The organism is Kitasatospora sp. NPDC089797, assembly GCF_040684795.1.
Classification (GTDB): Bacteria; Actinomycetota; Actinomycetes; order Streptomycetales; family Streptomycetaceae; genus Kitasatospora.
In genome coordinates, this window is the sequence record NZ_JBFBGS010000038.1 from 25,665 (window position 1) to 49,522 (window position 23,858).

The 23,858-nt window shown below is 75.6% G+C and carries 22 protein-coding genes and 1 pseudogene; 10 read left to right on the plus strand and 13 right to left on the minus strand.

Going from position 1 to position 23,858, the window contains the following annotated elements; genetic code table 11:
* The first annotated feature begins 9 nt into the window (after positions 1-9).
* The 3 genes from AB0O91_RS27770 (at position 10) to fusA (ending at position 4,156) form a co-directional block, all read left to right on the plus strand.
* The gene (locus tag AB0O91_RS27770; RefSeq protein ID WP_363438382.1) at positions 10-990 is read left to right on the plus strand and encodes an EamA family transporter; all 981 of its coding nucleotides are present in this window, start codon (positions 10-12) and stop codon (positions 988-990) included.
* Between the two features lie 79 nt (positions 991-1,069).
* Complete coding sequence (locus tag AB0O91_RS27775) at positions 1,070-1,582, plus strand: hemerythrin domain-containing protein (protein ID WP_363438385.1); 513 nt, start codon at positions 1,070-1,072, stop codon at positions 1,580-1,582.
* A 462-nt stretch (positions 1,583-2,044) separates the two neighbouring features.
* Complete coding sequence (gene fusA, locus AB0O91_RS27780) at positions 2,045-4,156, plus strand: elongation factor G (RefSeq protein WP_363438388.1); 2,112 nt, start codon at positions 2,045-2,047, stop codon at positions 4,154-4,156.
* 1,526 nt (positions 4,157-5,682) lie between these two features.
* On the opposite strand, the gene AB0O91_RS27785 is transcribed toward fusA, so the two are convergent.
* Together AB0O91_RS27785 and AB0O91_RS27790 are read right to left on the minus strand one after the other, a co-directional pair.
* Complete coding sequence (locus tag AB0O91_RS27785) at positions 5,683-6,249, minus strand: hypothetical protein (protein WP_363438390.1); 567 nt, start codon at positions 6,247-6,249, stop codon at positions 5,683-5,685.
* 238 nt (positions 6,250-6,487) lie between these two features.
* Positions 6,488-7,156, minus strand: coding sequence for a class I SAM-dependent methyltransferase (locus AB0O91_RS27790; protein ID WP_363438393.1), 669 nt, complete (start codon positions 7,154-7,156; stop codon positions 6,488-6,490).
* 228 nt (positions 7,157-7,384) lie between these two features.
* Here AB0O91_RS27790 and AB0O91_RS27795 point away from each other — a divergent pair, with 228 nt between their 5' ends.
* Together AB0O91_RS27795 and AB0O91_RS27800 are read left to right on the plus strand one after the other, a co-directional pair.
* A complete protein-coding gene (locus tag AB0O91_RS27795; RefSeq protein ID WP_363438396.1) occupies positions 7,385-8,287 on the plus strand; it encodes a neutral zinc metallopeptidase in 903 nt (300 codons plus the stop codon).
* A gap of 317 nt (positions 8,288-8,604) precedes the next feature.
* Positions 8,605-10,242, plus strand: a complete 1,638-nt coding sequence (locus AB0O91_RS27800; RefSeq protein ID WP_363438399.1) for an alkaline phosphatase D family protein — start codon at positions 8,605-8,607, stop codon at positions 10,240-10,242.
* Positions 10,243-10,428: 186 nt separating this feature from the next.
* On the opposite strand, the gene AB0O91_RS27805 is transcribed toward AB0O91_RS27800, so the two are convergent.
* Complete coding sequence (locus AB0O91_RS27805) at positions 10,429-11,955, minus strand: alpha/beta hydrolase (protein ID WP_363438500.1); 1,527 nt, start codon at positions 11,953-11,955, stop codon at positions 10,429-10,431.
* Positions 11,956-12,073: 118 nt separating this feature from the next.
* On the opposite strand from AB0O91_RS27805, the gene AB0O91_RS27810 reads away from it, so the two are divergent.
* Entirely contained in the window at positions 12,074-13,153 is a 1,080-nt protein-coding gene (locus AB0O91_RS27810; RefSeq protein WP_363438401.1) for a MerR family transcriptional regulator, read from the plus strand.
* On the opposite strand, the gene AB0O91_RS27815 is transcribed toward AB0O91_RS27810, so the two are convergent.
* Positions 13,132-13,638: a helix-turn-helix domain-containing protein gene (locus tag AB0O91_RS27815; RefSeq protein ID WP_363438403.1), complete on the minus strand. Its 507-nt coding sequence runs from the start codon at positions 13,636-13,638 to the stop codon at positions 13,132-13,134. The genes AB0O91_RS27810 and AB0O91_RS27815 overlap by 22 nt on opposite strands.
* A gap of 57 nt (positions 13,639-13,695) precedes the next feature.
* Here AB0O91_RS27815 and AB0O91_RS27820 point away from each other — a divergent pair, with 57 nt between their 5' ends.
* A complete protein-coding gene (locus tag AB0O91_RS27820) occupies positions 13,696-14,655 on the plus strand; it encodes a S41 family peptidase (RefSeq protein ID WP_363438406.1) in 960 nt (319 codons plus the stop codon).
* A 27-nt stretch (positions 14,656-14,682) separates the two neighbouring features.
* On the opposite strand, the gene AB0O91_RS27825 is transcribed toward AB0O91_RS27820, so the two are convergent.
* On the minus strand, positions 14,683-15,300 hold the full coding sequence (locus AB0O91_RS27825) for a helix-turn-helix domain-containing protein (protein WP_363438409.1): 618 nt from the start codon (positions 15,298-15,300) through the stop codon (positions 14,683-14,685).
* 109 nt (positions 15,301-15,409) lie between these two features.
* Here AB0O91_RS27825 and AB0O91_RS27830 point away from each other — a divergent pair, with 109 nt between their 5' ends.
* The gene (locus tag AB0O91_RS27830) at positions 15,410-16,516 is read left to right on the plus strand and encodes an FAD-dependent monooxygenase (protein ID WP_363438412.1); all 1,107 of its coding nucleotides are present in this window, start codon (positions 15,410-15,412) and stop codon (positions 16,514-16,516) included.
* A 169-nt stretch (positions 16,517-16,685) separates the two neighbouring features.
* On the opposite strand, the gene AB0O91_RS27835 is transcribed toward AB0O91_RS27830, so the two are convergent.
* Together AB0O91_RS27835 and AB0O91_RS27840 are read right to left on the minus strand one after the other, a co-directional pair.
* Complete coding sequence (locus AB0O91_RS27835) at positions 16,686-16,898, minus strand: DUF397 domain-containing protein (RefSeq protein ID WP_363438414.1); 213 nt, start codon at positions 16,896-16,898, stop codon at positions 16,686-16,688.
* Positions 16,895-17,344, minus strand: coding sequence for a DUF5753 domain-containing protein (locus tag AB0O91_RS27840; protein WP_363438417.1), 450 nt, complete (start codon positions 17,342-17,344; stop codon positions 16,895-16,897). The genes AB0O91_RS27835 and AB0O91_RS27840 overlap by 4 nt, the downstream gene beginning before the upstream one ends.
* A 20-nt stretch (positions 17,345-17,364) precedes the next feature.
* On the opposite strand from AB0O91_RS27840, the gene AB0O91_RS27845 reads away from it, so the two are divergent.
* Both AB0O91_RS27845 and AB0O91_RS27850 read left to right on the plus strand, forming a co-directional pair.
* Positions 17,365-17,787: an ATP-binding protein gene (locus tag AB0O91_RS27845; RefSeq protein ID WP_363438420.1), complete on the plus strand. Its 423-nt coding sequence runs from the start codon at positions 17,365-17,367 to the stop codon at positions 17,785-17,787.
* 195 nt (positions 17,788-17,982) lie between these two features.
* Positions 17,983-18,546, plus strand: coding sequence for a hypothetical protein (locus AB0O91_RS27850; protein WP_363438423.1), 564 nt, complete (start codon positions 17,983-17,985; stop codon positions 18,544-18,546).
* A 178-nt stretch (positions 18,547-18,724) separates the two neighbouring features.
* Here the strand turns inward: AB0O91_RS27850 and AB0O91_RS27855 are convergent, their stop codons facing one another.
* The 6 genes and pseudogenes from AB0O91_RS27855 to AB0O91_RS27880 all read right to left on the minus strand — a co-directional run bounded on the left by AB0O91_RS27855 (position 18,725) and on the right by AB0O91_RS27880 (position 23,843).
* Positions 18,725-18,919, minus strand: a complete 195-nt coding sequence (locus tag AB0O91_RS27855) for a hypothetical protein (protein ID WP_363438426.1) — start codon at positions 18,917-18,919, stop codon at positions 18,725-18,727.
* A gap of 445 nt (positions 18,920-19,364) precedes the next feature.
* Positions 19,365-20,519, minus strand: a pseudogene (locus AB0O91_RS27860) (sugar ABC transporter permease); the annotation flags it as partial.
* Positions 20,520-20,587: 68 nt separating this feature from the next.
* A complete protein-coding gene (locus tag AB0O91_RS27865; protein ID WP_363438429.1) occupies positions 20,588-21,382 on the minus strand; it encodes an ATP-binding cassette domain-containing protein in 795 nt (264 codons plus the stop codon).
* A 51-nt stretch (positions 21,383-21,433) separates the two neighbouring features.
* Entirely contained in the window at positions 21,434-22,534 is a 1,101-nt protein-coding gene (locus tag AB0O91_RS27870) for a substrate-binding domain-containing protein (RefSeq protein WP_363438432.1), read from the minus strand.
* Between the two features lie 357 nt (positions 22,535-22,891).
* On the minus strand, positions 22,892-23,257 hold the full coding sequence (locus tag AB0O91_RS27875; RefSeq protein WP_363438435.1) for a hypothetical protein: 366 nt from the start codon (positions 23,255-23,257) through the stop codon (positions 22,892-22,894).
* A gap of 178 nt (positions 23,258-23,435) precedes the next feature.
* The gene (locus AB0O91_RS27880; RefSeq protein WP_363438437.1) at positions 23,436-23,843 is read right to left on the minus strand and encodes a hypothetical protein; all 408 of its coding nucleotides are present in this window, start codon (positions 23,841-23,843) and stop codon (positions 23,436-23,438) included.
* Between the last annotated feature and the right edge of the window lie 15 nt (positions 23,844-23,858).

Here is a 23,858-nt window from a genome sequence, read left to right on the forward strand (position 1 = left end):
TTGTCTTCCATGGAAGCCAATGTGCGGTGGGTGCTGCTGACCGCCCTCGCCCCGCTCGCCTGGGGCGCCAACTACTACGTCACCCACGCCTACCTGCCGGCCGACCGCCCGCTGTGGGGCGCCGCCCTGCGCGCCCTGCCCGCCGCCGTCCTGCTGCTCGCCCTGGCCCGCCGCCGCCCGCACGGGCCCTGGTGGTGGCGCAGCGCGGTCCTCGGACTGCTCAACACCGCCGCGTTCTTCGTCCTGCTCTACCTCGCCTCCCAACTGCTGCCCACCAGCACCGCCGCCACCGTCATGGCCGCCTCGCCGCTGGCCATGCTGCTCGCCGCCCGCCTCCTGGCCGGGCAGCACCCCCACCCCGCCCACCTGGCGGGCGCGGTGGCCGGGCTGGCCGGGGTGGCGCTGGCCGTGCTCGGCGCCACGGGCGCGCCCGACTGGGCCGGACTGGCCGCCTCGACGGGCGCGATGCTGGTCTCCTCGGTCGGCTACGTGCTCTCCGCCCGCTGGCGCGAGGGCGCCGAACCGCTGGCCGCCACCGCCTGGCAGCTGAGCGCCGGCGCCCTCGTCCTGCTGCCGCTGGCCGCCGCCGTCGAGGGGGCGCCCCCGCCGCTGGACACCCCCACCCTGCTCGCCTTCGGCTACAGCGCCCTGGTGGCCACCGCCCTCGCCTTCGCCTGCTGGTTCGCGGGACTGCGCCACCTGCCGGCCGGCACGGTCGGCCTGCTCGGGCTGCTCAACCCGCTGGCCGGGGTGCTGCTGGGCACCGCCCTGGGCGGGGAGGCGCTGGGGGCGCGCCAGGCGGTGGGGCTCGCGCTGGTCGCGGCCGGGATCCTGCTGGGCCGGCCCCGCAACCGCCCCGGCGCCCCGGCGGGCCCCGGCGAACCGGCCGACGGGGCGGCCGATCAGGCGGTCGATCAGCCAGCCGACGGGGCGGTCGGGGCGGTGGCCGTCCCGGCGGGGCCGGACTTGTCCGGGCGGCGCGGGCCGTGATCGGATGGGGCGCAGCATCGCGTGCCGGTGGCGGACCGCGCCAGACATGGAGGTGCGCAACCGAAGGGACCGCCCGCTCGTGGCCTCCCCCGTGACCAGCCGTACGGCCGCCCTCAGTCTCCAACTCGCCCAGGCCCACCGCGAACTGCGCCGCCGCCTGGCCGACGTCCGCGCCGCACTGGGCCGCCGCCCGCTGCCCGACGACGACCTGCCCACCCACTGCCTGGCCTTCTGCACCGCCCTGACCGACCACCACGAGGGCGAGGACAGCGGCCTGTTCGCCGCCCTGGTGCGGGAACGGCCCGACCTCGCCCCCACCGTCGCCAAACTCGTCGAGGACCACGGCATGATCGGCGGCATCCTCGCCCGGGTCCGCGAACTCGCCGAACAGGCCGCCCGGGAGGCCGGACACCCGGAGGCGGACCTGACGGCGATCGGACGCGAACTCGACGGCCTGGCCGCCATCATGGACTCCCACTTCGGCTACGAGGAACGCGCCATCGGCGCCGCCCTGGACGCCGGAGCGGCCGACGCGGGCGACGGCGCCTGGCGGGAGCCGGTGCTGCGCCTGCGCGCGCCGAAGACGCCGTGACGTCGAAGACGCCGTAGCGCCGTAGCGCCGTAGCGCTGTGACGCCGTAGCGGCGGGGCGGCGGGGCACTTCGGCGCCCCGCCGCCCCGGCGCGGGAAAACCCGTGGCCCCGCCGCCGCGGCCCTCCCTACACTCGCCACGCGGCCGCACCCCGGAGGTGCGGCACGCCCGGGCGACCGTACCGACGGCGCAGACGACAGGGAGAGGAGGCGGGCGGCCATGCCGAAGCACAGTGCCGCCGCCCCCTCGCCCGCCTCGCGCTACGAGGTGATCCTGGTGTCCCGCTCCTCCCGGTGCCCGCTGCGCGGCCGGCACCGGAGCAGCGCCGCCACCGCCTGAACCCGCCCGCCCCTCCTCGCAGGGGCCCTTCGCGGACCATCGCCTGACGCACCGTCAGAACATCGCGGCACTGTGCCAATCGCGCGCCCACCCCGCAGCAACCGCCTCGAAAGGCAACCGGGCCATGCGCACCCACACCACACCCGCCGGCACCACCACCGCCACGACCGCCGCCGCAACCGTCGCCGCTGACACCGCCGGCATCGCCGCCGTCCGCAACCTCGGCATCCTCGCCCACGTCGACGCCGGCAAGACCACCGTCACCGAGCGGATCCTCTACCTCACCGGTACCACCCACAAGCGCGGCGAAGTCCACACCGGCACCACCGTCACCGACTTCGACCCCCAGGAACGCGACCGCGGCATCACCATCTTCGCCGCCGCGGTCAGCTGCACCTGGGCCGGGCACCGCATCAACCTCATCGACACCCCCGGCCACGTCGACTTCGCCGACGAGGTCGAACGCTGCCTGCGCGTCCTGGACGGCGCCGTCGCCGTGTTCGACGCCGTCGCCGGTGTCGAGCCGCAGAGCGAGTCGGTGTGGCGCCAGGCCGAACACCACGGCGTGCCCCGCATCGCCTTCGTCAACAAACTCGACCGCGCCGGCGCCGACCTGGACGCCGCCGTCGCCTCCATCCGCGAGCGCCTGCACCCCCACCCGCTCGCCGTCCACCTGCCCATCGGCGCCGAGGACGCCTTCACCGGCGTCGTCGACCTGGTGAACCTGCGCGCCCTCACCTGGTCCGACGACGGCACCCCCGCCGAAGGCCCCGTCCCCGACCACCTGGCCGCCGAGGCCGCCGCCCGCCGCCGCACCCTGGAGGAGACCGTGGCCGAACTCGACCCGCAGGCCCTGGAGGAGTTCTGCACCCACGCCACCCTCACCCCCGCCGCCCTCACCACCGCCCTGCGCGCCCTCACCCGCACCGGCGGGGCCGTGGTCGTCCTGGCCGGCTCCGCCTACCGCAACCGCGGCATCGAACCCCTGCTGGACGCCGCCGTCGCCTACCTCCCCTCACCCCTGGACACCCCGCCCGTCACCGCCGCCGACGGCGCCCAGCAGCGCCACCCCGACCCCCGAGGACCCCTCACCGCCCTGGCCTTCAAGGTCACCGCCGCCCCCACCGGCCGCCTCACCTACCTGCGCCTGTACACCGGCACCCTGCGCAAGGGCGCCACCGTGCTCGACGCCGCCACCGGCCGCACCGAGCGCATCGCCCGCATCCTGCGCGTCCAGGCCGACCGCCACACCGAGACCGACCACGCCGCGGCCGGCGACATCGTCGCCGTCATCGGCCCCAGGGCCGCCCGCGTCGGCACCACCCTGTGCGACCCCGACCACCCGATCCGACTGGAGGCACCCGTGAGCGCCGAGGCCGTCGTCACCGTCGCCGTCGAAGCCCGCCGCAGCGCCGACACCGACAAACTCGCCGCCGCCCTGGCCAAGTTGACCGAGGAGGACCCCTCGCTGCGGCTGGCCACCGACCCCGAAACCGGCCAGCGCACCCTGTCCGGACTGGGGGAACTGCACCTGGAGGTCGCGGTGGAGAAGGTACGCCGCGACACCGGCGTCGAAGCGGTCGTCGGCGCACCGCAGGTCGCGCTGCGCGAGGCCCTGGTGGAGGGCGTCACCGGCTTCACCTACCGGCACGCCAAACAGGACGGCGGCTCCGGCCAGTTCGCCCACATCGTGTTCGACCTGGCACCCGCCGACCCGAGCCCGGGCGAGGGCCCCGCCCCCGCCCTGACCTTCACCTCCACCGTCACCGGCGGACGCGTCCCGCGCGAGTACGTCCAGGCCGTGGAGGCCGGCTGCCGCGACGCCCTCACCGAGGGCCCGCTCGGCGGCCACCCGGTCACCGGCGTCGCCGTCACCCTCACCGACGGCCTCACCCACCCCAAGGACTCCTCCGACCTCGCCTTCCGCACCGCCGCCCGCCTGGGCCTGCGCGAGGCACTGCGCGCCGCCCGCCTCCACCTGCTGGAACCGCTCGCCCAGGTGAGCGTCACCGTCCCCGACGACGCGCTCGGCACCGTCCTGGGCGACCTCGCCGCCCGCCGCGCCACCGTCCAGGCCACCCGGCCCGGCCACGGCACGACGGCACAGGTCACCGCCCTGGTACCGGTGGCCGAACTCTTCGGCTACGCGGGCCGCCTGCGCTCCCGCACCCAGGGCCGCGGCACCTTCACCACCCGCCCGGCCGGCTACGCCCCGGCCCCCGCACCGGCGCGCTGACGCACCACCCGGCCCCGGCCCGGTCCCGGTCCCGCCACGGGCCGGGGCCGGGCCGGGGCGCGGGTGGCCCTGTCCGGGCGTCCCGAGCGGGCGGCCGCCGACCTCCGCGGAAGCCCTCACGTGGGTACGCGCCGTCGTACCGGGCTTTTCCCGGTGGCGGGAGCGGCACGACGGTGGCCCGCGAGGGCTCGGAGCGTCCGTGCGCGCGGTCGTTGACGCTGCGCCGGCCGAGGTGCGTGGGCGCCGCCGACGCGCGGAGCCGTCTTGCCGCCCGCCTTTCGGCTGACGCCGCGACGGCGGCGCGGCTGTCCTGCCGTCGGCCGGATCTCCGGCGCCTGCCCGTGCGGCGGGCGGTCGGTCGGTGGGTGTGGTGGTCGGCAAGGGCTTCGCCCTTTCGCGCGCAGCGCGGCTGACGCTGCGCCGGTCGAGGTGCGTGGCCGCCTGCGACGCCCGGAGCCGTCTTGCCGCCCGCCTTTCGGCTGACGCCGCGACGGCGGCCCGGCCGCCCATGTCGCCGGACGTGGCGCACCTCGCCGTCGACGCCTTTCGAGGGGGTGAGCGCGGTGACGAAGCCGGGGAAGTCGTGGGGGACCGGCCGGAGGTCGAAGACCCGCGACCGCGCCTGCGTGGCGTCCGACGGCGGCCCGACGGGACCGGGAGCGGCCAACAGCACCGGGGAGGGCGCCGCGAGCAGGTCCGGCACCTGGCGGGGACGGCGGCCGACGGCCCCGATGGCGCGCGGGTCCCAGCGGGCGGGCGCCTCCGGCCCGGCCCTGCGGGCTCCGCCGGGCCGGGCCTCGCCCACCTGAACGGCGGACCAGTCCCTCCGGGCGGCGAAGGCGCGCACGACCCGCTCGTCGTCGGCGTTCCACGCGGGTCTCCTCGTCCACCGCACGGCCCGGCCGCAGCCGGGGGATGAGCGGGGGAGCGCAGACGGCCGCCCGGCCGGTGGCCGAGCACCGGCTCCGGTGCGACCGGCACCACCGCGGGTACGGCGTCGGCCGTCGCCAGCAGCCGGTAGCGCCGACTGCCCGAGTCCGCGGTGACGCCGTGCAGTAGAACGGCGCAGCGCTCGCCCCGGCCCGGGGGTATTACGGTTGTGAACCTCCCTACGTCTAAAGGGAGTTGATGAATGGGTGGGTCAATCCGGCGTCGCCGCTGCGCACTGCCCGCGCACGCGGGTCGGCGGCCGGTGAACGATGGCTCGGCCCGGCTCAGGTGTGGACGTGGCCGGGAGGCATCACGGTTGTGAACCTCCTGACGTTGACAGGGAGTTGGAGGAGAGGTGGGTCAGTCCGGCGTCGGCGCTGCGCACTGCCCGCGTACGCGGGTCGGCGGTCGGTGAACGGCGCGGCGCTCGCTCCGGCTCAGGTACGGATGTGGCGGGGAAGCGTCACGGTTGTGAACCTCGCGACGTCGGGAGGGAGTTGGAGGATGGGCTGGTCAGTCCGGCGTCGGCGCTGCGTACCGCCCGCGCACGTGGGCCGGTGGCCGGTGAACGGCGGCTCGGCCCGTGCGGCCCGGGGTCAGGGCGCGGGCCGCCGGGCGCGGGTGCGGCTCGCCAGGTGGACGCAGAGCGCGGTCAGCAGGGCCGCTCCGAACCCGTAGACCGGCAGCCAGAGCGTCGTGGTGGAGGCCAGGCAGTCGTTGACGGCCTGCCGGCTCTGGTCGGCCTGCGCGGCCGCCAGCGCGGTGCTGTCCTGGCCGGCGAGAGTGCCGAGGGCGGCCTGCGCCTTCAGTGCCGCGTAGCCGCCCAGGCGGGCGCACTCGGCGCGGGTGGCCGGCATCGGGAACAGCCAGGACCAGCGCTGCATCGCGGGGGCCAGCACCAGCGCCGTGCACAGGCCGACGACCAGCGCGTACGCCGCCAGGCTCCGCAGGCGGCCCGGGCCCGCGCCGGGCGTGCGCACCGGCGGGGCGGCGAAGGAGAACACCACGGCGAGCAGCGTCAGGCCGAGGTAGGTGGAGAACCACTGCCAGGAACCCGAGGCGAGTGCGGCCGCCAGCACCCCGGCCAGCGCGGTGCCCAGCACCCCGGCCTGCCCGACGGGGACCGTGCGGCCCGGGGCGCTCGGGTGGCTGGGCTCGTCCATGGCTCTCTCCTGCCTGCGTCCGGGCCCACCAGTGTCCGGCCCCGGCGTCGCGCGCACCCGGCGCCATGCCGGTCGCTACGCCGGTCGGCCGGTCCCCGGATTCCCGCCCGCGCCCGCCCGCGCCCGGCCGTGCCCGGTCGTGGTGGCCGGGTGGTAGTACCGCCGTCCCTTCGTGGGGCTCGGGGCGTCGAGCAGCAGGGGCCGATCCACCCGGTCGGGGTGGCCGCTCGGGCGGGGGTCAGGCGGCCCGTAGGAGCAGGTGGCCGCGGCGGAAGCGTTCGCCCTCGCCGGGTTCGCGCAGCATCCGGGCGTGCTCGGCCAGGCCGGCCCCGGCCGCGAGGGCGGCGAGGCCGTCGACCGGCCAGCGGTAGGCGGTGGCGACCTTGTGGTCGAAGGGGGCGACCGGAGCGCCCTCGGACTCGAAGAAGGCCAGCAGCGCGTACCCGCCCGGGGCGAGCACGCGGCGGAACTCGGCCAGGTAGGAGGGCAGTTGCTCCGGCGGGGTGTGGATGAGGGAGTACCAGGACACCACGCCGCCCAGCGTCCCGTCGCCCGCCGCCAGGGCGTCCATCGAGCCGACGTCGAAGCGCAGCCGCGGGTGGCTGCGGCGGGCGATGGCGACCAGGGCGGGGGAGAGGTCGAGGCCGTAGGCGTCCAGGCCCCCCTGCGCCAGCGCGGCGGTCAGGTAGCCGGGCCCGCAGCCCAGGTCCGCCACCGGTCCGGCGCCGGCGGCGCGCACCAGCTCGGCGAAGGCGGCGACGAAGCAGCGGTCCAGCGGCAGCCGGGCCAGGCCGTCCTTGACGAGGTCGGCGTAGCGCTCGGCCAGGGCGTCGTAGGCGGCGGCGGTGGCAGCGGGGCCGGAGGAGGAAGGGCCGGCGGCAGCGGGGGATGACGGGGTGTCGGGCACGGGCCACGACCCTAGGGCACGCCCCGGGACCGGCGCTCCCCGGTCGTCGCGCCGGCCGCCGCGGTGTGACGACGCCGTTGCGGCGCGTCAGGGCCCGCTGCCCGTAGGCTGGGCGGCGCCGCGGGCGGCACGAACCGTCACCAAAGCGACACCCAGACACACAGAGCCACACAGGCACGCCGACAGAGCGACACTCCGACGGACCGACAGAAGCGGGCAGGCACGGGCATGCAGTTCGACGACCAGGGCGACCTCGACACCTCGCAGGTGGACGACCGCCGCGGCATCCCGGGCGGGAAGGTCGCGATCGGGGGCGGGGCCGTGGGCCTGATCGCGGTGCTGTTCGCGGTCATCCTCGGGGTCGACCCGCAGCTGCTGGGCCTGTCCTCCGGCGGCGGCTCGTCCTCCTCCTCCTCCGGCGCGCGCACCGACAGCGAGGTGCAGCAGTCCTGCAAGACGGGCGCGGACGCCAACAAGCGCCAGGACTGCCGGATCACGGCCGTCACCAACAGCGTGCAGTCCTTCTGGAGCGCCGAACTGCCGCGCCGCACCAAGGTGGCGTACAAGCCGGCCCAGACGGTGCTGTTCACCGGCCGGGTCTCCACCGCCTGCGGCCCGGCGACCTCGGCGGTCGGCCCGTTCTACTGCCCGGGCGACCAGAAGGCCTACTTCGACCTCGGCTTCTTCGACGAGCTGTCGAGCCGCTTCGGCGCCAAGGGCGGCCCGTTCGCCGAGTCCTACGTCGTCGCCCACGAGTACGGCCACCACATCCAGAACCTGCTGGGCACCATGCAGAAGGTCGGCGCCGACCGCCAGGGCGCCACCAGCGCCTCGGTGCGCCTGGAACTGCAGGCCGACTGCTACGCCGGGGTGTGGGCCCACCACGCGACCACCACCCCGCAGGCCTCCACCGGCCGCCCGCTGATCGCCGCCCTCACCGACCAGGACATCGCCCAGGGCCTGGACGCGGCCGCGGCCGTCGGCGACGACCGGATCCAGAAGCAGGCCACCGGCCGGATCAACCCCGAGGCGTGGACGCACGGCTCCGCCGACCAGCGCAAGGCCTGGTTCACCACCGGCTACCGCACCGGCGACATGACCCAGTGCGACACCTTCTCCGGGAAGATCTGACCCCCGCCCCCTGCTTGACCGTCCCCTTGCACGCCCGGGCCGCCGAGGCCCGGGCGTTCACCTTTCCTCCACCAGGACCCGCCGCGGCCGGGCCCGGAACCCGCCCCCGCCGCCCCCTTCGAGACGGTTGGTCCGCTGATCCGACGATCTGTCGGACCTTCACCGCTCTCCCATCAGATGATCACCCGACCGCCCGGACCCGGACCCCTGCCGTACGGAGCGGTCCACTCCAATTTCCCTTCGCACACCCCCGGACACCCCCCGGGGGCCGGACGCCCTCCCCGGAACCGCCCGAGCAGCGAAAGGCCACCCGTCCCATGACCCGTCCCGCCGACCGCCCCTCGCCCGACCGGCTGCTGCGCGAGGCCGCCGCCCGCCTGGACCGGCGCCGCTTCCTCACCGTCACCTCGGCCGCCGCCGCCCTGGCCTTCACCGTCAACCTGCCCTCCGCCCACGCCGCCGACCCCGAGTTCGCCCCGCGCGTCATCACCGAGAACCCCTTCACCCTCGGCGTGGCCTCCGGCGACCCGCTGCCCGACGCCGTCGTGCTCTGGACCCGCCTGGCCCCGCGCCCGCTGGAGCCCGGCGCCGGCCTGCCCCCGGCCGGCTCCGTACGGGTCGGCTGGGAGATCGCCCACGACGAGCGCTTCCGCCGCGTCGAACGCCGCGGCTCCATCCGCGCCCACGCCGAGTTCAACTACGCCGTCCACGCCGACGTCCAGGGCCTGGAGCCGGCCCGCGGCTACTTCTACCGCTTCACCGTCGGCGCCTGGACCAGCCCCGTCGGCCGCACCCGCACCGCCCCGCCCGCCGCCCGCCGCCTGGAGCGCACCCGCTTCGCCGTCGTCTCCTGCCAGGCCTACGAGGACGGCTACTTCACCGCCTACCGCCACCTCGCCGACGAGGACCTGGACGCCGTCTTCCACGTCGGCGACTACATCTACGAGTACGGCATCGACGCCGCCGGCGGCGACCGCAAGTACACCGACCGCACCCTGCCCGCCGCCCTCGACCACGAGACCGTCACCCTGGCGGACTACCGGCTGCGCTACAGCCTCTACAAGAACGACCCCGACCTCCAGGCCGCCCACGCCGCCCACCCCTGGTACGTCACCTGGGACGACCACGAGGTGGAGAACAACTACGCCGCCGGCATCCCCGAGAAGAACCAGGACCCGGCCCCCTTCGTCGCCCGCCGCGCCGCCGCCTACCGCGCCTACTGGGAGAACCAGCCGCTGCGCCTGCCCCAGCCGCGCGGCACCGAACTCACCCTCTACCGCCGCGTCCACTTCGGCCGGCTGGCGCAGTTCGACATCCTCGACACCCGCCAGTACCGCGACGACCAGGCCAACGGCGACGGCTGGCAGTACCCCACCCCCGAGTCCGAGGACCCGCGCCGCACCCTGATGGGCGCCGCCCAGGAACGCTGGTTCGCCGACGGCCTGCGCCGCTCCCGGGCCACCTGGAACGTGGTGCCCCAGCAGGTCGTCTTCTCCCGCCGCAAGAACACCACCGCCGCCCGCTCCAAGCTCTCCATGGACGCCTGGGACGGCTACCCGGCCGCCCGCGAACGCTTCCTCGCCGACGTCGACCGCTCCGGCGTGCAGAACCTGGTGCTGCTCACCGGGGACGTCCACGTCGCCTACGCCATGGACGTCAAGCGGGACTTCGACGACCCCGCCTCGCGCACGGTGGGCGTGGAGATCGTCGGCACCTCCATCAGCAGCGACGGCGACGGCGAGCAGAAGCCCTCCAACTGGGCCGCCCTGACGGCCGCCAACCCGCACCTGAAGTTCTACGACGGCCGCCGCGGCTACACCACCCTGGACATGGACCGCCGCCGGGTGCGCGCCGACTACCGCGTCCTCTCCCACATCACCCGCCCCGGCGGCACCGTCTCCACGGCCGCCTCCTTCGTCACCGAGGCCGGCGACCCGGGCCTCAAGCCCGCCTGAGCCTGCGGCGCCTGACCGTCCGGCGCCGGACCGTACGGCGTCTGACCGTTCGTCGAACCCGGAGTCCCGCCGCCCCGCCGACCGCCGTCGGACCGGGGAGGCGGGACTCCGGAGCACAAGGGGCACCGCAGGCGCCGGCGGCACCAGCAGGCACCGGCGGCACCGGCGGCACCGGGGCCCGCGGCGTCACGGCCCGGACGGCTCCCGCCCGGCCCACAGCTGACGCAGGACCGCGGCCGCGGCCCGCCCGACGGCCTCCCGGACCTCCTCGGTGCGGTCCACCACCTCGAAGCCGTGGTGCCCCTGCGGGACGTCGACCACCTCCAGCGCCGCCCCGCTCCCGGCGGCCGCCGCGACGAAGCCGGCCACCGTCCGCGCCACGGCCGCCGCCTCCAGCCCCGCCCGCACCAGCACGATCGGCAGCCCGCCCGCCCCGGCCACCGCCCGCGCCGGACGGAACCGGGCCTCGACGGCCTCCCAGCCCGGCAGCGGGGCGAGCACCGGGTACGACGCCGCCACGCAGCGCAGCCACGGCGGCGGCGCGGCCAGCCAGTCGGCGGCCAGCAGGCCCCCGCCGGAGAAGAACCAGAGCGCGATCCGCCCACCGTCCACTCGCGGGTGGGCGCGCAGCGCCGCCACGGCCGCGGCCACCTCCCCGGCCGCCCGCGGGTAGGCGTAAAGGTCGTGCAGCCCGTGCGCCACCGTCGCACCCACCACGCCCAGGCTCGCCGCGTACCGGCCGTAGCCGACGTACAGCGGCCAGTCCCGCGGGCCCGGGCGGGTGTCGGCGGGCAGCGGACCGCCGTGGACGAACAGGACGGCGGGCACCGGCCCGGGCCCGGCATCCGGCGGCAGGTACAGGTCCAGGCTCCCGGCCCGCTCGTGCCCGCACGGCGGCAGCGGACGCTCCGGCGGGTCCAGGACGCTCGCCCGCGTGAACGCGCCCGCCACGGCCGCCGGCGGCGGGGCGATCCGGCGCCCCTCGCCGGCCGCCGCCCGCAGCAGGACGTCGGCGAGCTCCCGCGGACACGAGAGCATCGGCCAGTGCCCGGTGTCCAGGTCGAAGAAGCCCACCCGGGGATCGGCCAGGAAACGCAGCCGCTCCAGGCCCGAGTGCACCATCGCCTCGACCGCCTCGGTGCTCAGACCGCCCGCGGTGCACAGGATCCCGCTGGTCGGCACCGACCGGAACGCACCGCTCAGCCGCAGCGGCTCGACCAGCGAGGCCACGGGCTGAGCGGTCGCCAGGTCGCTCAGGCGCCCCAGCTCCGCCCGGCCCAGGCCGGCGGTGCTGCCCCAGCGCCGCCACTGCTGGCGGCCCGGGGCCGGCAGCAGACCGTCCGCGGGGCGGGTGCCCGGGTCGGCCAGCAGCTCGCGGGCCCGCCGGTCCGGGACCAGCTGCAGCGCCCGGTCGCCGTCCACGGGCAGCCCGGCGTCCAGGTGGACGACCCGGCTCACCCGCCCGGCCCGGCGGTCGGCGGCACCGACCACCGGGTGGATGCCGTAGTCGTGGCCGACCAGGACGAGTTCGGGGTCCGCCACCGCGTCGACCAGCCGCAGGACGTCCCCGATGTGGGTGCCCAGGCCCGCGCCGGGCCGGGCGTCGAGCGTCGCCCCGTACACCTCGGCCCCGGCCGCCCGCAGCCGCTCGCCCGTCTCCCGCCAGATCCAGCCCCCGGTGAAATGGCCCGGCACCAGCACGAATGCGACCATCATCCCCTCCCGCGCGTCGTCCGGGCCCGGCGGCCCCAGTGGTGATCGCCCGCCCGACCCCCGTGCGGGCGGGCGATGCCGGTACCGTAGGAACTCCCCCTGAGGGAGGTTCAACCCCGTGCCACCTGCCGTCCTGTGGAGCATCGGAGAACTCGCGGAACACGCGGGCGTCACCGTCAAGACCGTCCGCTTCTACTCCGACCGCGGCCTGCTGCCCGAAGCCCGGCGCAGCTCCGGCGGACACCGCCGCTACGGCCCCGAAGCGCTCGAACGCCTGCTGCTGGTCCGCTCGCTGCGCACCCTCGACCTGCCCGTCCCCGAGGTCGGGCGGCTGCTGGAACAGGACGAGGCGCTCGGCAGCGCGCTGGAGGACGCGGTGGCCCGCCAGTTGAGCGAGCTGGGCTCCCAACTCGCCGCGCTGCGCTGGCGGGAGGCCGCCCTGCGGCTGCTGCACGAGTGCCCGCCCGCGGAACGCGCCGAGCGGCTCGCCCTCGTCGGCGCCCTGGGCACCCCGCCCGACACCACGGCGCTCGCCCGGTTCTGGCGGCGCGCCCTGCCGCCCGGCCTGCCCGCCCGGCTCACCACCGCCATCCTGCACGCCGCCGTCCCGCAGCCCCCGGCCGACCCGGCGCCCGCCCAGGTGCTCGCGTTCGCCCGGCTGACCGCGCTCGCCACCCGGGGCCGCCCCGCACCCGCCCGTCACCCGGGCGACCAGACCCCCTGCCCGGCCACCCCCGCCCGCACCGCGGAACGCGACCACCGCCCGGCGGTGCTCTACGAAGGCCTCGCCGAGGCCTACGACCTGGCCTCGGCCGACCTGCGCGCCGGCCGCGCCCCGTGCGAGGGCGAGGCGCTCGACAGCTTCGTCGCCGCCCACGCCGCCTCCCGCTCCACCCGGGACACCCCCGCCTTCCGCCGCCGGCTGCGCGCCCTCCTCGACGCCACCGACGATCCGGTCGTCGCCCGCTCCGGGGAGCTCGCCGGCGAGCTGAGCGCGCCGGGCGAGCCGACCCTCGGGCACTGCCACGCCTGGCTGCGCGCGGCCCTGGACGGGCGGGGCCCGGGGGAGCCCGGCGGGGGCGGTGAGTTCGGCGGCTCGGGCGGCTCGGGTGCGTTCGGCGGGTCCGGCGGGTCCGGCGGGTCCGGTCGGTCCGGTGGCGGTCCGCGGGGCGCCCGCTACGTCCCGGCCTGCCGGTAGAGCGTCACCAGCAGGCCGTGCACCGGCTCGCCCTCCGCGTCCTCCTCCGCCCCGTCCACCAGGGCGGCCAGCGCCTGCGCCAGGCGCGCCGCCTTGGCCGGGCCCAGCCGGATGTGGCGCAGCGTCAGCAGGTGGTCGACCGGGGAGCGGTCCAGCTCCTGGGCGACGGCGCCGAACAGCGCGGCGGTGCCCTCGGGCTGCGGCTCGGCCACCGACAGCCGCTCGGCGGTGCGCCGGTAGTACCTCTCGGTGCCGCCGCGCACGCGCCGTGTTCCCGCCTCCCGGACCAGCCCCGCCGCGCACAGCACCCGCAGGTGGTGGGAGACGCCGCCCTTGTTCACCCCCAGCTGCGCGGCGAGCCGGCTGATCGTCGAGGGGCGGGCACCCAGGGCGAACAGCAGGCGCTGGCGCACCGGGTGGGCGAGGGCGGCGTGCTGGGCCGGGGTGCTGATCCGCTGGACGTCTTCGTCGGGTGGCTGGCTCACACCGTCAAGCGTTAAGTGTGTTTGACGCTTTGGCAAGCCGCTGCTCTACTCCCAGCCATGACCTCCACCACACCGCCGTCCGCGCCGTCCGTGCCGTCCGTGCTGTCCGCACCGGACACCGTCGTCCCTGACGGGTCGACCGCCGGCCTGGTCGCCTCGATCGCCGACCTGGTCGCCGAGCACTACGTCTTCCCCGACACCGCGCGGGAGCTGGCGGACCTGCTGCGCCGCCGCGACGGTGAGGGTGCCTACCGGGGCGCCGGCGTCGAGGAGTTGGCCGAGGCGGTCACCGCGGACCTGCGCTCCGTCAACGGTGACCTGCACCTGGCGCTCAAGCACCATGCGGCGGCGGTGCCGAGCGAGCGGGGCGCGGCGGTGCTGGCCGCGATGCGGCGGGAGTTCGACACCTCGCTGGGCGGTGTGCCGCGGGTGGAGCTGCTGGCGGGCGGGGTCGCGCTGCTGGAGATCGGGCCGAAGATGTTCCCGCTCGACTGGGCGGCGCAGCCGCTGGCCGCAGGGCTCTCCCTGGTGGCCCCGGCCCGCGCCCTGATCCTGGACCTGCGGCGCAACAGCGGCGGCGACCCGGACACGGTCGCCTTCGTCTGCGGCTACCTGCTCGACGGGCGCACCCACCTCAACACCCTGCTGTCGCGCCAGGGGGAGGTCGCCGAGCAGTCCTGGACGCCCCCGTTCGTCCCCGGCGCCCGCTTCGGCGCCGACAAGCCGGTGTACGTGCTGACCAGCGCGGCCACCTTCTCGGCCGGCGAGGAACTCGCCTACGACCTGCAGCAGTTGGGGCGCGCGCAGGTCGTCGGGGAGGCCACCCGGGGCGGCGCGCACCCGCGCGACGGCTGGACGGTGCACCCGAACCTGGAGCTCAGCGTGCCCGTCGCCCGGGCGCTCAACCCGGTCTCCGGCACCAACTGGGAGGGCACCGGCGTGCTCCCCGACGTGCCCTGCGAGGCCCCGGCGGCGCTCGAGCGCGCCCTCGCGCTGGCCACGGCCCGCCTGGCCTGAGGCCGTTGCGGGCGGCCCGGCCCCGGGTCAGGTGCGCGCGGCGGCGCCCCGGGCGGTGTGGTGCTGCCAGGGGGCGAGGGCGACGTCGGTGGCGGTCTGCAGGGCGGTGCGCACGGCCTGGGCGTCGGTGACGGGCCCGGCGAGCAGGACCTGGAGGGCGCCGGTGACGGCGCCGACGAACGCGCCGGTGAGGGCGGCGGCGGTGACCGGGTCGAGCCGGTCGGGGAAGGCCTCGGCGAGCCGGTCGGCGATCACCCGCTGGGCGTCCAACTGGATCTGCAGTGCGCGGCCGCGCACGGCCGGGACGGTGCGGATCAGTTCGATCCGGCGCGCGGCGATCGGGCTGAGCAGGTCGGTGTCCCGGGCGCTCGTGCGCAGCGCGCGGAGCAGGACGTCGGCCGGCCCGTCGTCGGGGCCGCGGGAGGCGATCGCCTCCTCCGCCGCCCGGATGCGCTCGTCGGCGTCGGGGAAGAGCAGTTCCTCCTTGCTGGCGAAGTAGCTGAAGAAGGTGCGGGTGCCGATCTCGGCGGCGGCGGCGATGTCGGCGACCGTGGTGCCGTCGTAGCCCTGGCGCTCGAACAGTTCGGCGCCGGCGTCGATCAGGGCCTGGCGGGTGCGGGCCCGCTTGCGGTCGCGTAGGGACATGCGCCCACGCTATCGCGCGCCGTGCCGGCCGGCGCCGGGTGCCGCTCTGCCCGCAGCGCGTACTTGCATCCATTGCATATCTGCACTGAGTGCAGTTATGGTCGGTGGTATGACACCCCCAAGTGTTCTGGTGGTCGGGGCCGGAATCGCCGGCCCGACCCTCGCGTACTGGTCGGCCCGGAACGGAGCGCGGGTCACCGTGGTGGAGCGGGCCCGGAGCCCGCGCTCCAGCGGCAACCCCGTGGACGTGCGCGGGCCCGCGCTGCCGGTGGCCGAGGCGATGGGCGTGCTGCCCGCGCTGCGCGCCCGCGCCACCTCCGTGCGGACCCTGCGGGTGCTCGGCCCGTCCGGACGCACCGTCGCCCGGGTGCGGTCCTCCCCGGAGCCCGGCTCGCTGGAGCTGCCGCGCGCCGACCTGGCCGCCGCGCTCCACGAAGCGGCCCGGCACGAAGCCGAGTTCGTCTTCGGCGACACCGTGACCGGGCTGCACGCCGACGGCGCCGGAGTGGACGTCGTGTTCGAGCGCGCCGCACCGCGCCGCTTCGACCTGGTCGTCGGCGCCGACGGGCTGCACTCGACGGTGCGCCGGCTGGCCTTCGGCCCGGAACGGGAGTTCGTGCGGCCCACCGGCCTGCTGGTGGCCACCCTGCCGCTCGGCGGGCCGGCCCCGGACCCGACCGAGGTGCTGCTGCACAACGTGCCGGGGCGGCTGGTCTCCGTCCACCCGGGACGCGGCGAGGCGATGGCCGCGTTCATCTTCCGCCACCCCGGCGTCACCGCCGCCGACCTGCGCGACGTCGCCGCCCAGCGCCGGATCGTCACCGAGGCCTACCGGGGCGTCGGATGGCGGGTCCCGGACCTGCTCGACGCGGTGCGGGCGGCCGAGGACCTCTACTTCGACGAGGTGAGCCTCGTCGACCTCCCCGGCTGGTCACGCGGCCGGATCACGCTGCTGGGCGACGCCGCGTCCTGCCTCTCACTGCTCGGCGAGGGCTCCAGTCTCGCGATCGCCGGCGCCCACACTCTCGCCGACGCCCTCGCGCAGCGGCCCGGCGACCCGGCGGCCGCCCTCGCCCACTACGAGCAGACCCACCGCGCCCGGGTCACCCCCCGCCAGCGCGCCATGCGGCGCTCCGCCGCCCTGCTGGTCCCCGCCACCACCCTCGGCCTGACCACCCGCAACCTCGCCGCCCGCCTCCTGCCCACCCGGGGCTGACTCGCCCGCCCCGGGGCCGGAGACCGCCGAACCCGCCGGAGCGGCGTCGGCCGGGACTTCCCGGCGCTGTTGCCCATGCGCAGGCGGATGGGGCGGCCGGCGCAGGAAGTCGGGCCCGCCGACTTCCTGCGCGCCCACGGCCTGGGGAGGCGGGGCCTGCGCCGTCGGTTCAGACGTCGCCGAACTCGCCGGTGCGGACGGCGGTCAGGAAGGAGCGCCACGCCCCGGCGGGGAAGGCGAGTCGGGGACCGTTGGGGTCCTTGGAGTCACGTACGGGGACGAGGCCGGGGAAGCCGGGCGCCACCTCGACGCAGTCGCCGCCGTTGTTGGAGTACGAGGACTTGACCCAGGAAACACTGGACAGGTTTACACGGTCGGTCATGATCGGAGTTCCTTTCGGGCCTTGCGGACCATTTCCTGGGATGAGGCCGTCGGCGGCGCTTCCACCAGTAGCTGATCGTAGTCACGTTCCCATCCCGCAACCGTTGCCCGTGACCGTTCAAGATGGCCCCTGGCCGTCGATTCCGCGTACGCCACGACCGTATGGTCCGGGAGATCCAGCAGAACCACCGGAAGTGTGAAGGAGAGGTGCTCTCCCATGCTGAAGGGAGCGATCTGCACCGTGATGTTCGGGTGTTCGGCCAACTCCTCGATATGCCGCAGTTGCCCGGCCATGACCTGTGGGCCGCCGACGGGGCGCAGCAACACCCCCTCCTCAAGGACCGCGTGAAGCGTAGGCGGGCACTTCCGCCTGAGGATCTCCTGGTGCAGAGCCAGATAGTCGGTGCGTTCGTCGGCCTCGGCAGCGGTGATCGCGCCCCGCCGCAAACCCTCAGAGGTCCCCTGCCATGCTCGAATCCCGCCGCCCCCGCGCGTTCGCCGCCCGTCTCGACTTCCGGGTCGAATCCGCGCCGCTGGCCCGGCACTTGCTGCGCGCCTACCTCGCCGGCCACCCCGCCGGCGAGTGCTACCGCGATGTCGCCGAACTCCTCCTCGGCGAACTCTTCGCCAACGCCGTCCAGCACGCGGGCGCCCCCGACGACCGGCTGATCGAGGTCCGCTTCGCCCTCGCCGGCGGCCGGCTGCGCATCGAGGTCCACGACGCCGGGGCCGGGCGGCCCTCCGTCCGCTCCTCCTCACCGGACGAAGAACACGGCCGCGGGCTGTTCCTCGTCAACGAGCTCGCGGAGCGCTGGGGTTGCTGTCCCCGTGCGGGGGGCGTCGGCACGTTCGTCTGGGTCCTCGTCACCCCCGCCCTCGTCGCCGCCTGAGCACGGGAAGTCGACCCCGCCGACTTCCCGTGCTCAGCACCGCTACCGGCGGGTGACCGGCACGCGATGCGCCTGACAGGGCCTCGGCCCGGGCGTCACCCTGGGGAGCGCGCGGAACCCGATCCCTACGCACCGGGCGGGCGGGCCCCTCCGGGTGGACGGAGGGGCCCGCCCGTGGAAGACGGGAGCCGGGGCATGGAACCCCTGCAGCGGTTCGCGCTCTCCTACGAGATGCGCCACTTCGCCGAGGCGAACTGGGCACGCAAGGCCGAGCGCTGGTCGGTGACGTTCTACCTGCCCGACGAGCGCGTCGGCACGGCGGAGATCACCCGGGTGATCCCCGGAGTGACCCCGAACCCCCACGCGGCACTGGAGGCAGACCCGGGGCTGCTGGACCGCATCCCCCGCGTGGTCTTCACCGACACGGGGGAGCTGAGCGCGCCGGTGGCCGCGCTGCGCCCCACCCTGCTGCTCCTGCTGGAGTCGGTGGAGGTGAAGGCGAAGTGGCGCGGCACCGGGGTCGGGACGGGGCTGGCCGTCACCGCGCTGCGCCGCCTGGCGGTGCCGGGCGCCGTCGCGGTCTGCTACCCGGCGCCGATCCACGACCACGGGCCGGACGAGCCGTGCAGCTTCACCTCGCAGGACCCGGAGGTCCGCAGGCCCGACGAGGAGGCCATGGCCAGGCTCCGGCGGGCCTGGGGGCGCCACGGGTTCGCACCGATCGGCGAGGGGGTCCACGCCCGGCGGATCGATCCCTGAAACCGCAACAGGAGTGGTTCGGGCCGCGCTCCGGGGCGACGCAGGACGTCGGGCCCGCCGACTTCCTGCGCCCGCGCTCCGGGAGCCCGGGGTGGAAGGCAGGTGAGCGGGCGGGCTGTTGCGTGCGAGGATGCCGGTTCGCGAACGGGGGGTGGGGCGGCATGGGGCTGGACTACAGCTACGAGGTCTTCGTGCCGGCGGGGAACGTGGCCCGGGCGCTGGCCCGGGTGGCCGAACTCGCCCCGCAGGACCGCGAGGGGCCGCAGACGCCGGTGATCCTGCCGGGTGGGGAGCGGGTGGTCGTGCCGTTCACCTCGCACTTCAGGAGCGATCCGGTCGACTGCTCGGCGGGCGGCACGTTCAAGCTGGACACGTCGATCGCCTTCCCCGTGGACGACGTGGTCCGCGCGTTCCACCACGGGGACTTCGACCGGGTCGACGAGCAGGGGCGGGTGCCGGTCGGGTACATCTACCTGACGGTCAGGCTTGCGCCCGCGTGGCACCCGGACTTCGCGTCGCTGCAGTTCACGGCCGCCACCTCGGGCATGAGCCGGATGTTCGAGCGGTCCGCGAGCGTGCGGAAGGTGTTCACCGACCTCACCGCCGCCGTCGGGGGAGTGTGCTGCCTGCTCGACACCGAGACCGGGGTCTTCGACCTGTGCTGGCTCGACGGCCGGGCGCTCCGGGGGGAGAGCGTCCCGGGCGCCCGCTTCCCGCGCCTCCACGACCTCGTCGCCGCCTGGCGCGGGCCCTGCGACGCCGGGGCCCCGCCGGCCCGGGGCGGCGGGGCGGCGGGGCGCGGGGGAGGGGCGGGCGGGCTATCGGTGGGTGGCGCGGGTGCGGCGGGTGACGGAGTCGAGGACGACGGCGGCCAGCAGCACCGCGCCGGTGATCATGTACTGGATGGCCTGGGCGGCGTGGACCATGTCCAGCCCGGTGGTGATGGACTGGATGACCAGGATGCCCAGCAGCGCCGACCAGGCGTTGCCGCGGCCGCCGAAGAGGCTGGTGCCGCCGATGACGGCCGCGGCGATGGCCATCATCAGCACGTTGCCGCTGCCCAACTGCTTGTCGGCGGAGCCCTGTTGGGAGGCGTAGAAGAGCCCGCCGAGGCCGGCCAGCAGGGCGGACAGCAGGAACACCGAGATGCGGACCCGGGCGACGTTGACGCCCGCGCGCCGGGCCGCCTCCACGCTGCCGCCGACCGCGAACACCTGGCGCCCGTAGCGGGTGCGGCGCAGCGTGAAGTCGGTGGCGACCACCGCGCCCAGCAGGACGACCAGGGACAGCGGCAGGCCGCGGTCCTGGTTGAGGGCGTACGCGCCGGCCAGGCCGAGGACGGCCAGTGCCCCCGCCCGCAGCAGGACGTCGGTGAGCGGGCGGGCGGTGAGGCCCGCGGCGGCGCGCCGGCGTGCGGTGCGCAGTTGGACGAGCAGGTACAGGGCCGGGGCGAGCAGGGCCAGGCCCCAGGCGTAGGCGACGTCGCCGTCGCCGAGGAAGGTGGAGTCCAGGCCCGCCACGATGCCGTCGTGGCGGTTGTTCACGGTGCCGCCGTCGCCGAGCACCCATTCCTGCAGGCCGCTCCAGGCGAGCATGCCGGCCAGGGTGACGACGAAGGCGGGCACCCCGACCCGGGCGAACAGCAGCCCGTGCAGCAGGCCCAGGACGCAGGCCGCGCCGAGCGCGGCCACGATGGCCAGCCATTCGGGCCAGCCCTGGCGCACCGCCAGCACGGCGGCGATGGCGGAGGTGGCGCCGGCCACCGAGCCGAGCGAGAGGTCGATCTCGCCGAGGATGAGGACGAAGACGACGCCCACCGCGATCAGGCCGGGGCCGGCGATGAAGCGGGTGATGTTGGTGAGGTTGTCGGCCTGGAGGAAGTGGTGGGTGACGGACTGGAAGACGACGGCGATCACGACGAGGCCGACGACCACGGGCAGCGAGCCCAGTTCGCCGGAGGCCAGGCGGCGCCGGGCGGCCTCGGCGCGTCCGGCCCAGGTCGCGGCGGGCACGTGCAGGCGGGGGTCGGGGGCGGGAGCGGTCATGCGGTTTCCTCCTCCTCGGCGCGCCGGGCCCGGCGGCGGGCGTGGGCGTTGTCGTCGGCGCCGGTGATCGCGGCGACGATCTGTTCCTGGGTGGTGGCGGCGACGGGGAACAGGCCGTTGTTGCGGCCCAGGCGCAGCACGGCGACGGTGTCCGCCACCGCCCGCACGTCGGCCATGTTGTGGCTGACCAGGATCACCCCGAGGCCGCGTTCGCGCAGCCGTTCCACCAGGTCCAGGACCTGCGCGGTCTGCTCGACGCCGAGCGCCGCGGTGGGCTCGTCCAGCAGGACCACGGACGGCTCGCCGACCAGGGCGCGGGCGATGGCCACCACCTGGCGCTGGCCGCCGGACAGGGCGGCGACGGGCGCGCGCACGTCGGGGATGCGGATGGCCAGGGTGTCCAGCAGCTCGCGGGCGTGCTGCTCCATGGCGACCTCGTCGAGCAGCGCGCGGCGGCGCTTCTCCCGGCCGAGGAAGAGGTTGGCGATGACGTCCAGGTTGTCGCACAGGGCGAGGTCCTGGTAGACGGTGGCGATGCCCAGGGCGGTGGCGTCCTGGGGGCGGGTCAGGCGCACGGTGCGCTCGTGCCAGGTGATGGTGCCCCCGTCCACGGGGTGCACGCCGGCGATGGTCTTGACGAGGGTGGACTTGCCGGCGCCGTTGTCGCCGACGAGGGCGAGGACCTCGCCCGGGTGGACGGCGAGGTCGACGTCGGTGAGGGCCTGGACGGCGCCGAAGCGCTTGGAGACCGAGCGCAGCTGGAGGACGGGCGCGCCTGTCACATGAACCATCCTGAATGTCCGGGGGAGGCGGGCTACTGGGGGCGGGTCACGCGGGGCGCGCTACTTGAGGCCGGCCGCGGCGCAGGCGGCGGCGTAGTCGGCGGTGCAGATGTCGGAGACCTTGTAGAGGCCGTCGGCGACCACCGTCTGGGCGATGTCGGCCTTGGTGACGACCTTGGCGTCCAGCAGCTTGGCGGGGATGTTCTTGTCGGTGGAGCTGTCCACGGTGCTGGTGGCCAGGGACTTGATGTCCTTGCCCTGGAGGAGGTCGACGGCCAGCTCGGCGGCGGTGTCGGCGAGCGGCTTGTAGGCCTTGTAGATGGTGTAGGCCTGGTCGCCGTTGACGACGCGCTGGATGGCGTCCAGGCCGGCGTCCTGGCCGCCGACGGGGACCTTGATGCCGGAGCCCTGGAGCTGGGTGATGATGGCGCCGGCCATGCCGTCGTTGGCGGAGTAGACGGCCTGGAAGCCGTTCTTGCCGAGCTGGGTGACGGCGGCGGCGGCCTTCTGGCCGGCGATGATCGGGTCCCACTGCCCGGACTGCTCGTAGACGACCTTCTTGATCTTGCCGTCGAGGACCTTGTGGGCGCCGGCCTTGAACTGGGCGGCGTTGGGGTCGGCCTCGTCGCCGTTGATCATGACGATGTCGGCGTCCGGGGCCTTCGGCCCGAGCGCGTCCAGCAGGGCCTGGCCCTGGAGTTCGCCGACCTTCTCGTTGTCGAAGGAGGCGTAGGCGGCGACCGGGCCGGTGGCCAGGCGGTCGTAGGCGACGACCTTGACGCCCTTGGCGGCGGCCTCCTGCACCCAGCCCTGGGTGGACTCGGCGTTGTAGGCGTCCAGGATGATCACCTTGACGCCCTGGGCGAGGAGGGTGTCGAACTGCTGCTTCTGCTTGGCGGCGCTGCCCTGGGCGTTGTTGTAGAGCACCTTGCAACTCGCGCACAGGGACTTGACCTTGGCCTCGATGAAGGGCTTGTCGAAGGACTCGTAGCGCACCGAGGAGGCGTTCTCGGGCAGCAGCAGGCCGATGGAGGTGCTGTCGCCGGAGGCGGTGGCGGAGTCCTTCTTGTCGCCGCCGGCCTTGCCGCAGGCGGCGGTCATGGAAAGGGCCAGCGCGAGGCCGGCGGTCGAGACGATGACGCGACGCAGTCGTGCGTTCATGCGGGATGCCTCTCCCTGGTGGCCGCCGCGGCGGTGCGGCGGGGGTGGGGGGAGTTAAACCTGACCGCGTACATGGCGTCAAGAAGTAAAACCAGACTCGGAGGCATGCGCCTCTATTCGTTATCTTCGTGAACGCTTTCCGATCTGACGGCGTGTGCGCTTGCCCTGGTGGGCCGCGCTGCGGTAATGGCCGGGTGCGGTGGTGGCGGGCCCGCCGGTGCGGGGTGCGGGGGTGGACGGCCGCGGGCCGGGGCGTGTTCCGCCCCGGCCCGCAGTGGTGACTCCCGTGGGGGCGCCCGCCGACCCCCCGATGCGGCGGGCGCCCCCGGCTCTGGTGCGATCATCCTTGACGGTCCGTCAGGGACGGTCGAGGGTGATGGAGTTGATCGGGCCCAGGTCGTAGTAGACGCCGTTCTGGGCGGGGATGTCGTACACGCAGTCGCCGCCGCCGGAGGCCCGGCACAGGTGCGCGTGGGCGCCGCCGGTCTGGTTGTTCAGCACCCAGTGGTTGCCGTACTGGCCCTGCAGGTTGTGGGCGCCGTAGCTCCAGTACACGGCGGAGGGGGAGGAGGCCGGGTTCTGGTCCTGCGGGTAGACGCACACGGCGCCCGACGGGCAGCCCGCCCAGGAGCCGTCGGCGGCGCCGGCACTGCCGACGCCCACCGTGGTCAGCGCGGCGGTCGCGATCCCGATCGCGGCCAGGGCACGGGTGATCCTGCGCATGGGTGGTTCTCCCTTGCTGGTGGAGGCCCCGACGTGGGGTCGGGGCCCGGTGCTCGCCAGCCTAGGAACGCGCGGGCGGCCACGGTCCCTGACATCCGACAGGGGCGTGCCGCCGCGCCGCGGGCGCCGGGGTGGGGTAAGGGCGGCTGCTACGGGTGCGGCCGCCCCCGGGCCGCGCTCACGGCTTCGGGGACCGGTAGTCGGCCCCCGCGGCCTCGATGTGCGCGAGCAGGGCCGCCCCGGCGAGGTTGACGAACAGGTCGACGACGACCTCCTCGCCCTCCCAACGGCCGCGCTCCGAGACGGCCAGGCCGATCAGGGCCAAGTCGCCTGCCTGGCCGCGCAGTTCGTACTGCTCACGGGTCTCCTCGTCGAGGTCGCCCTCGTCGTCGCGGTCCCAGGCGGCCACCGCGGCCCGGGCCAGCGCCCCGGGCAGGCGCACCGTGACCCGGTCGACCTGGGCGTCGACGTGCTCGCCGATCGCCGCCAGCAGCTTCGCGTCCTCCCGGTACAGGGCGTACCGCGGCGGATCCGCCACGGGGACGCAGTCCGCGCACTCCCCGCAGCCGGCCGTCCCCGGCTCCATGGGCTCCACGGGACC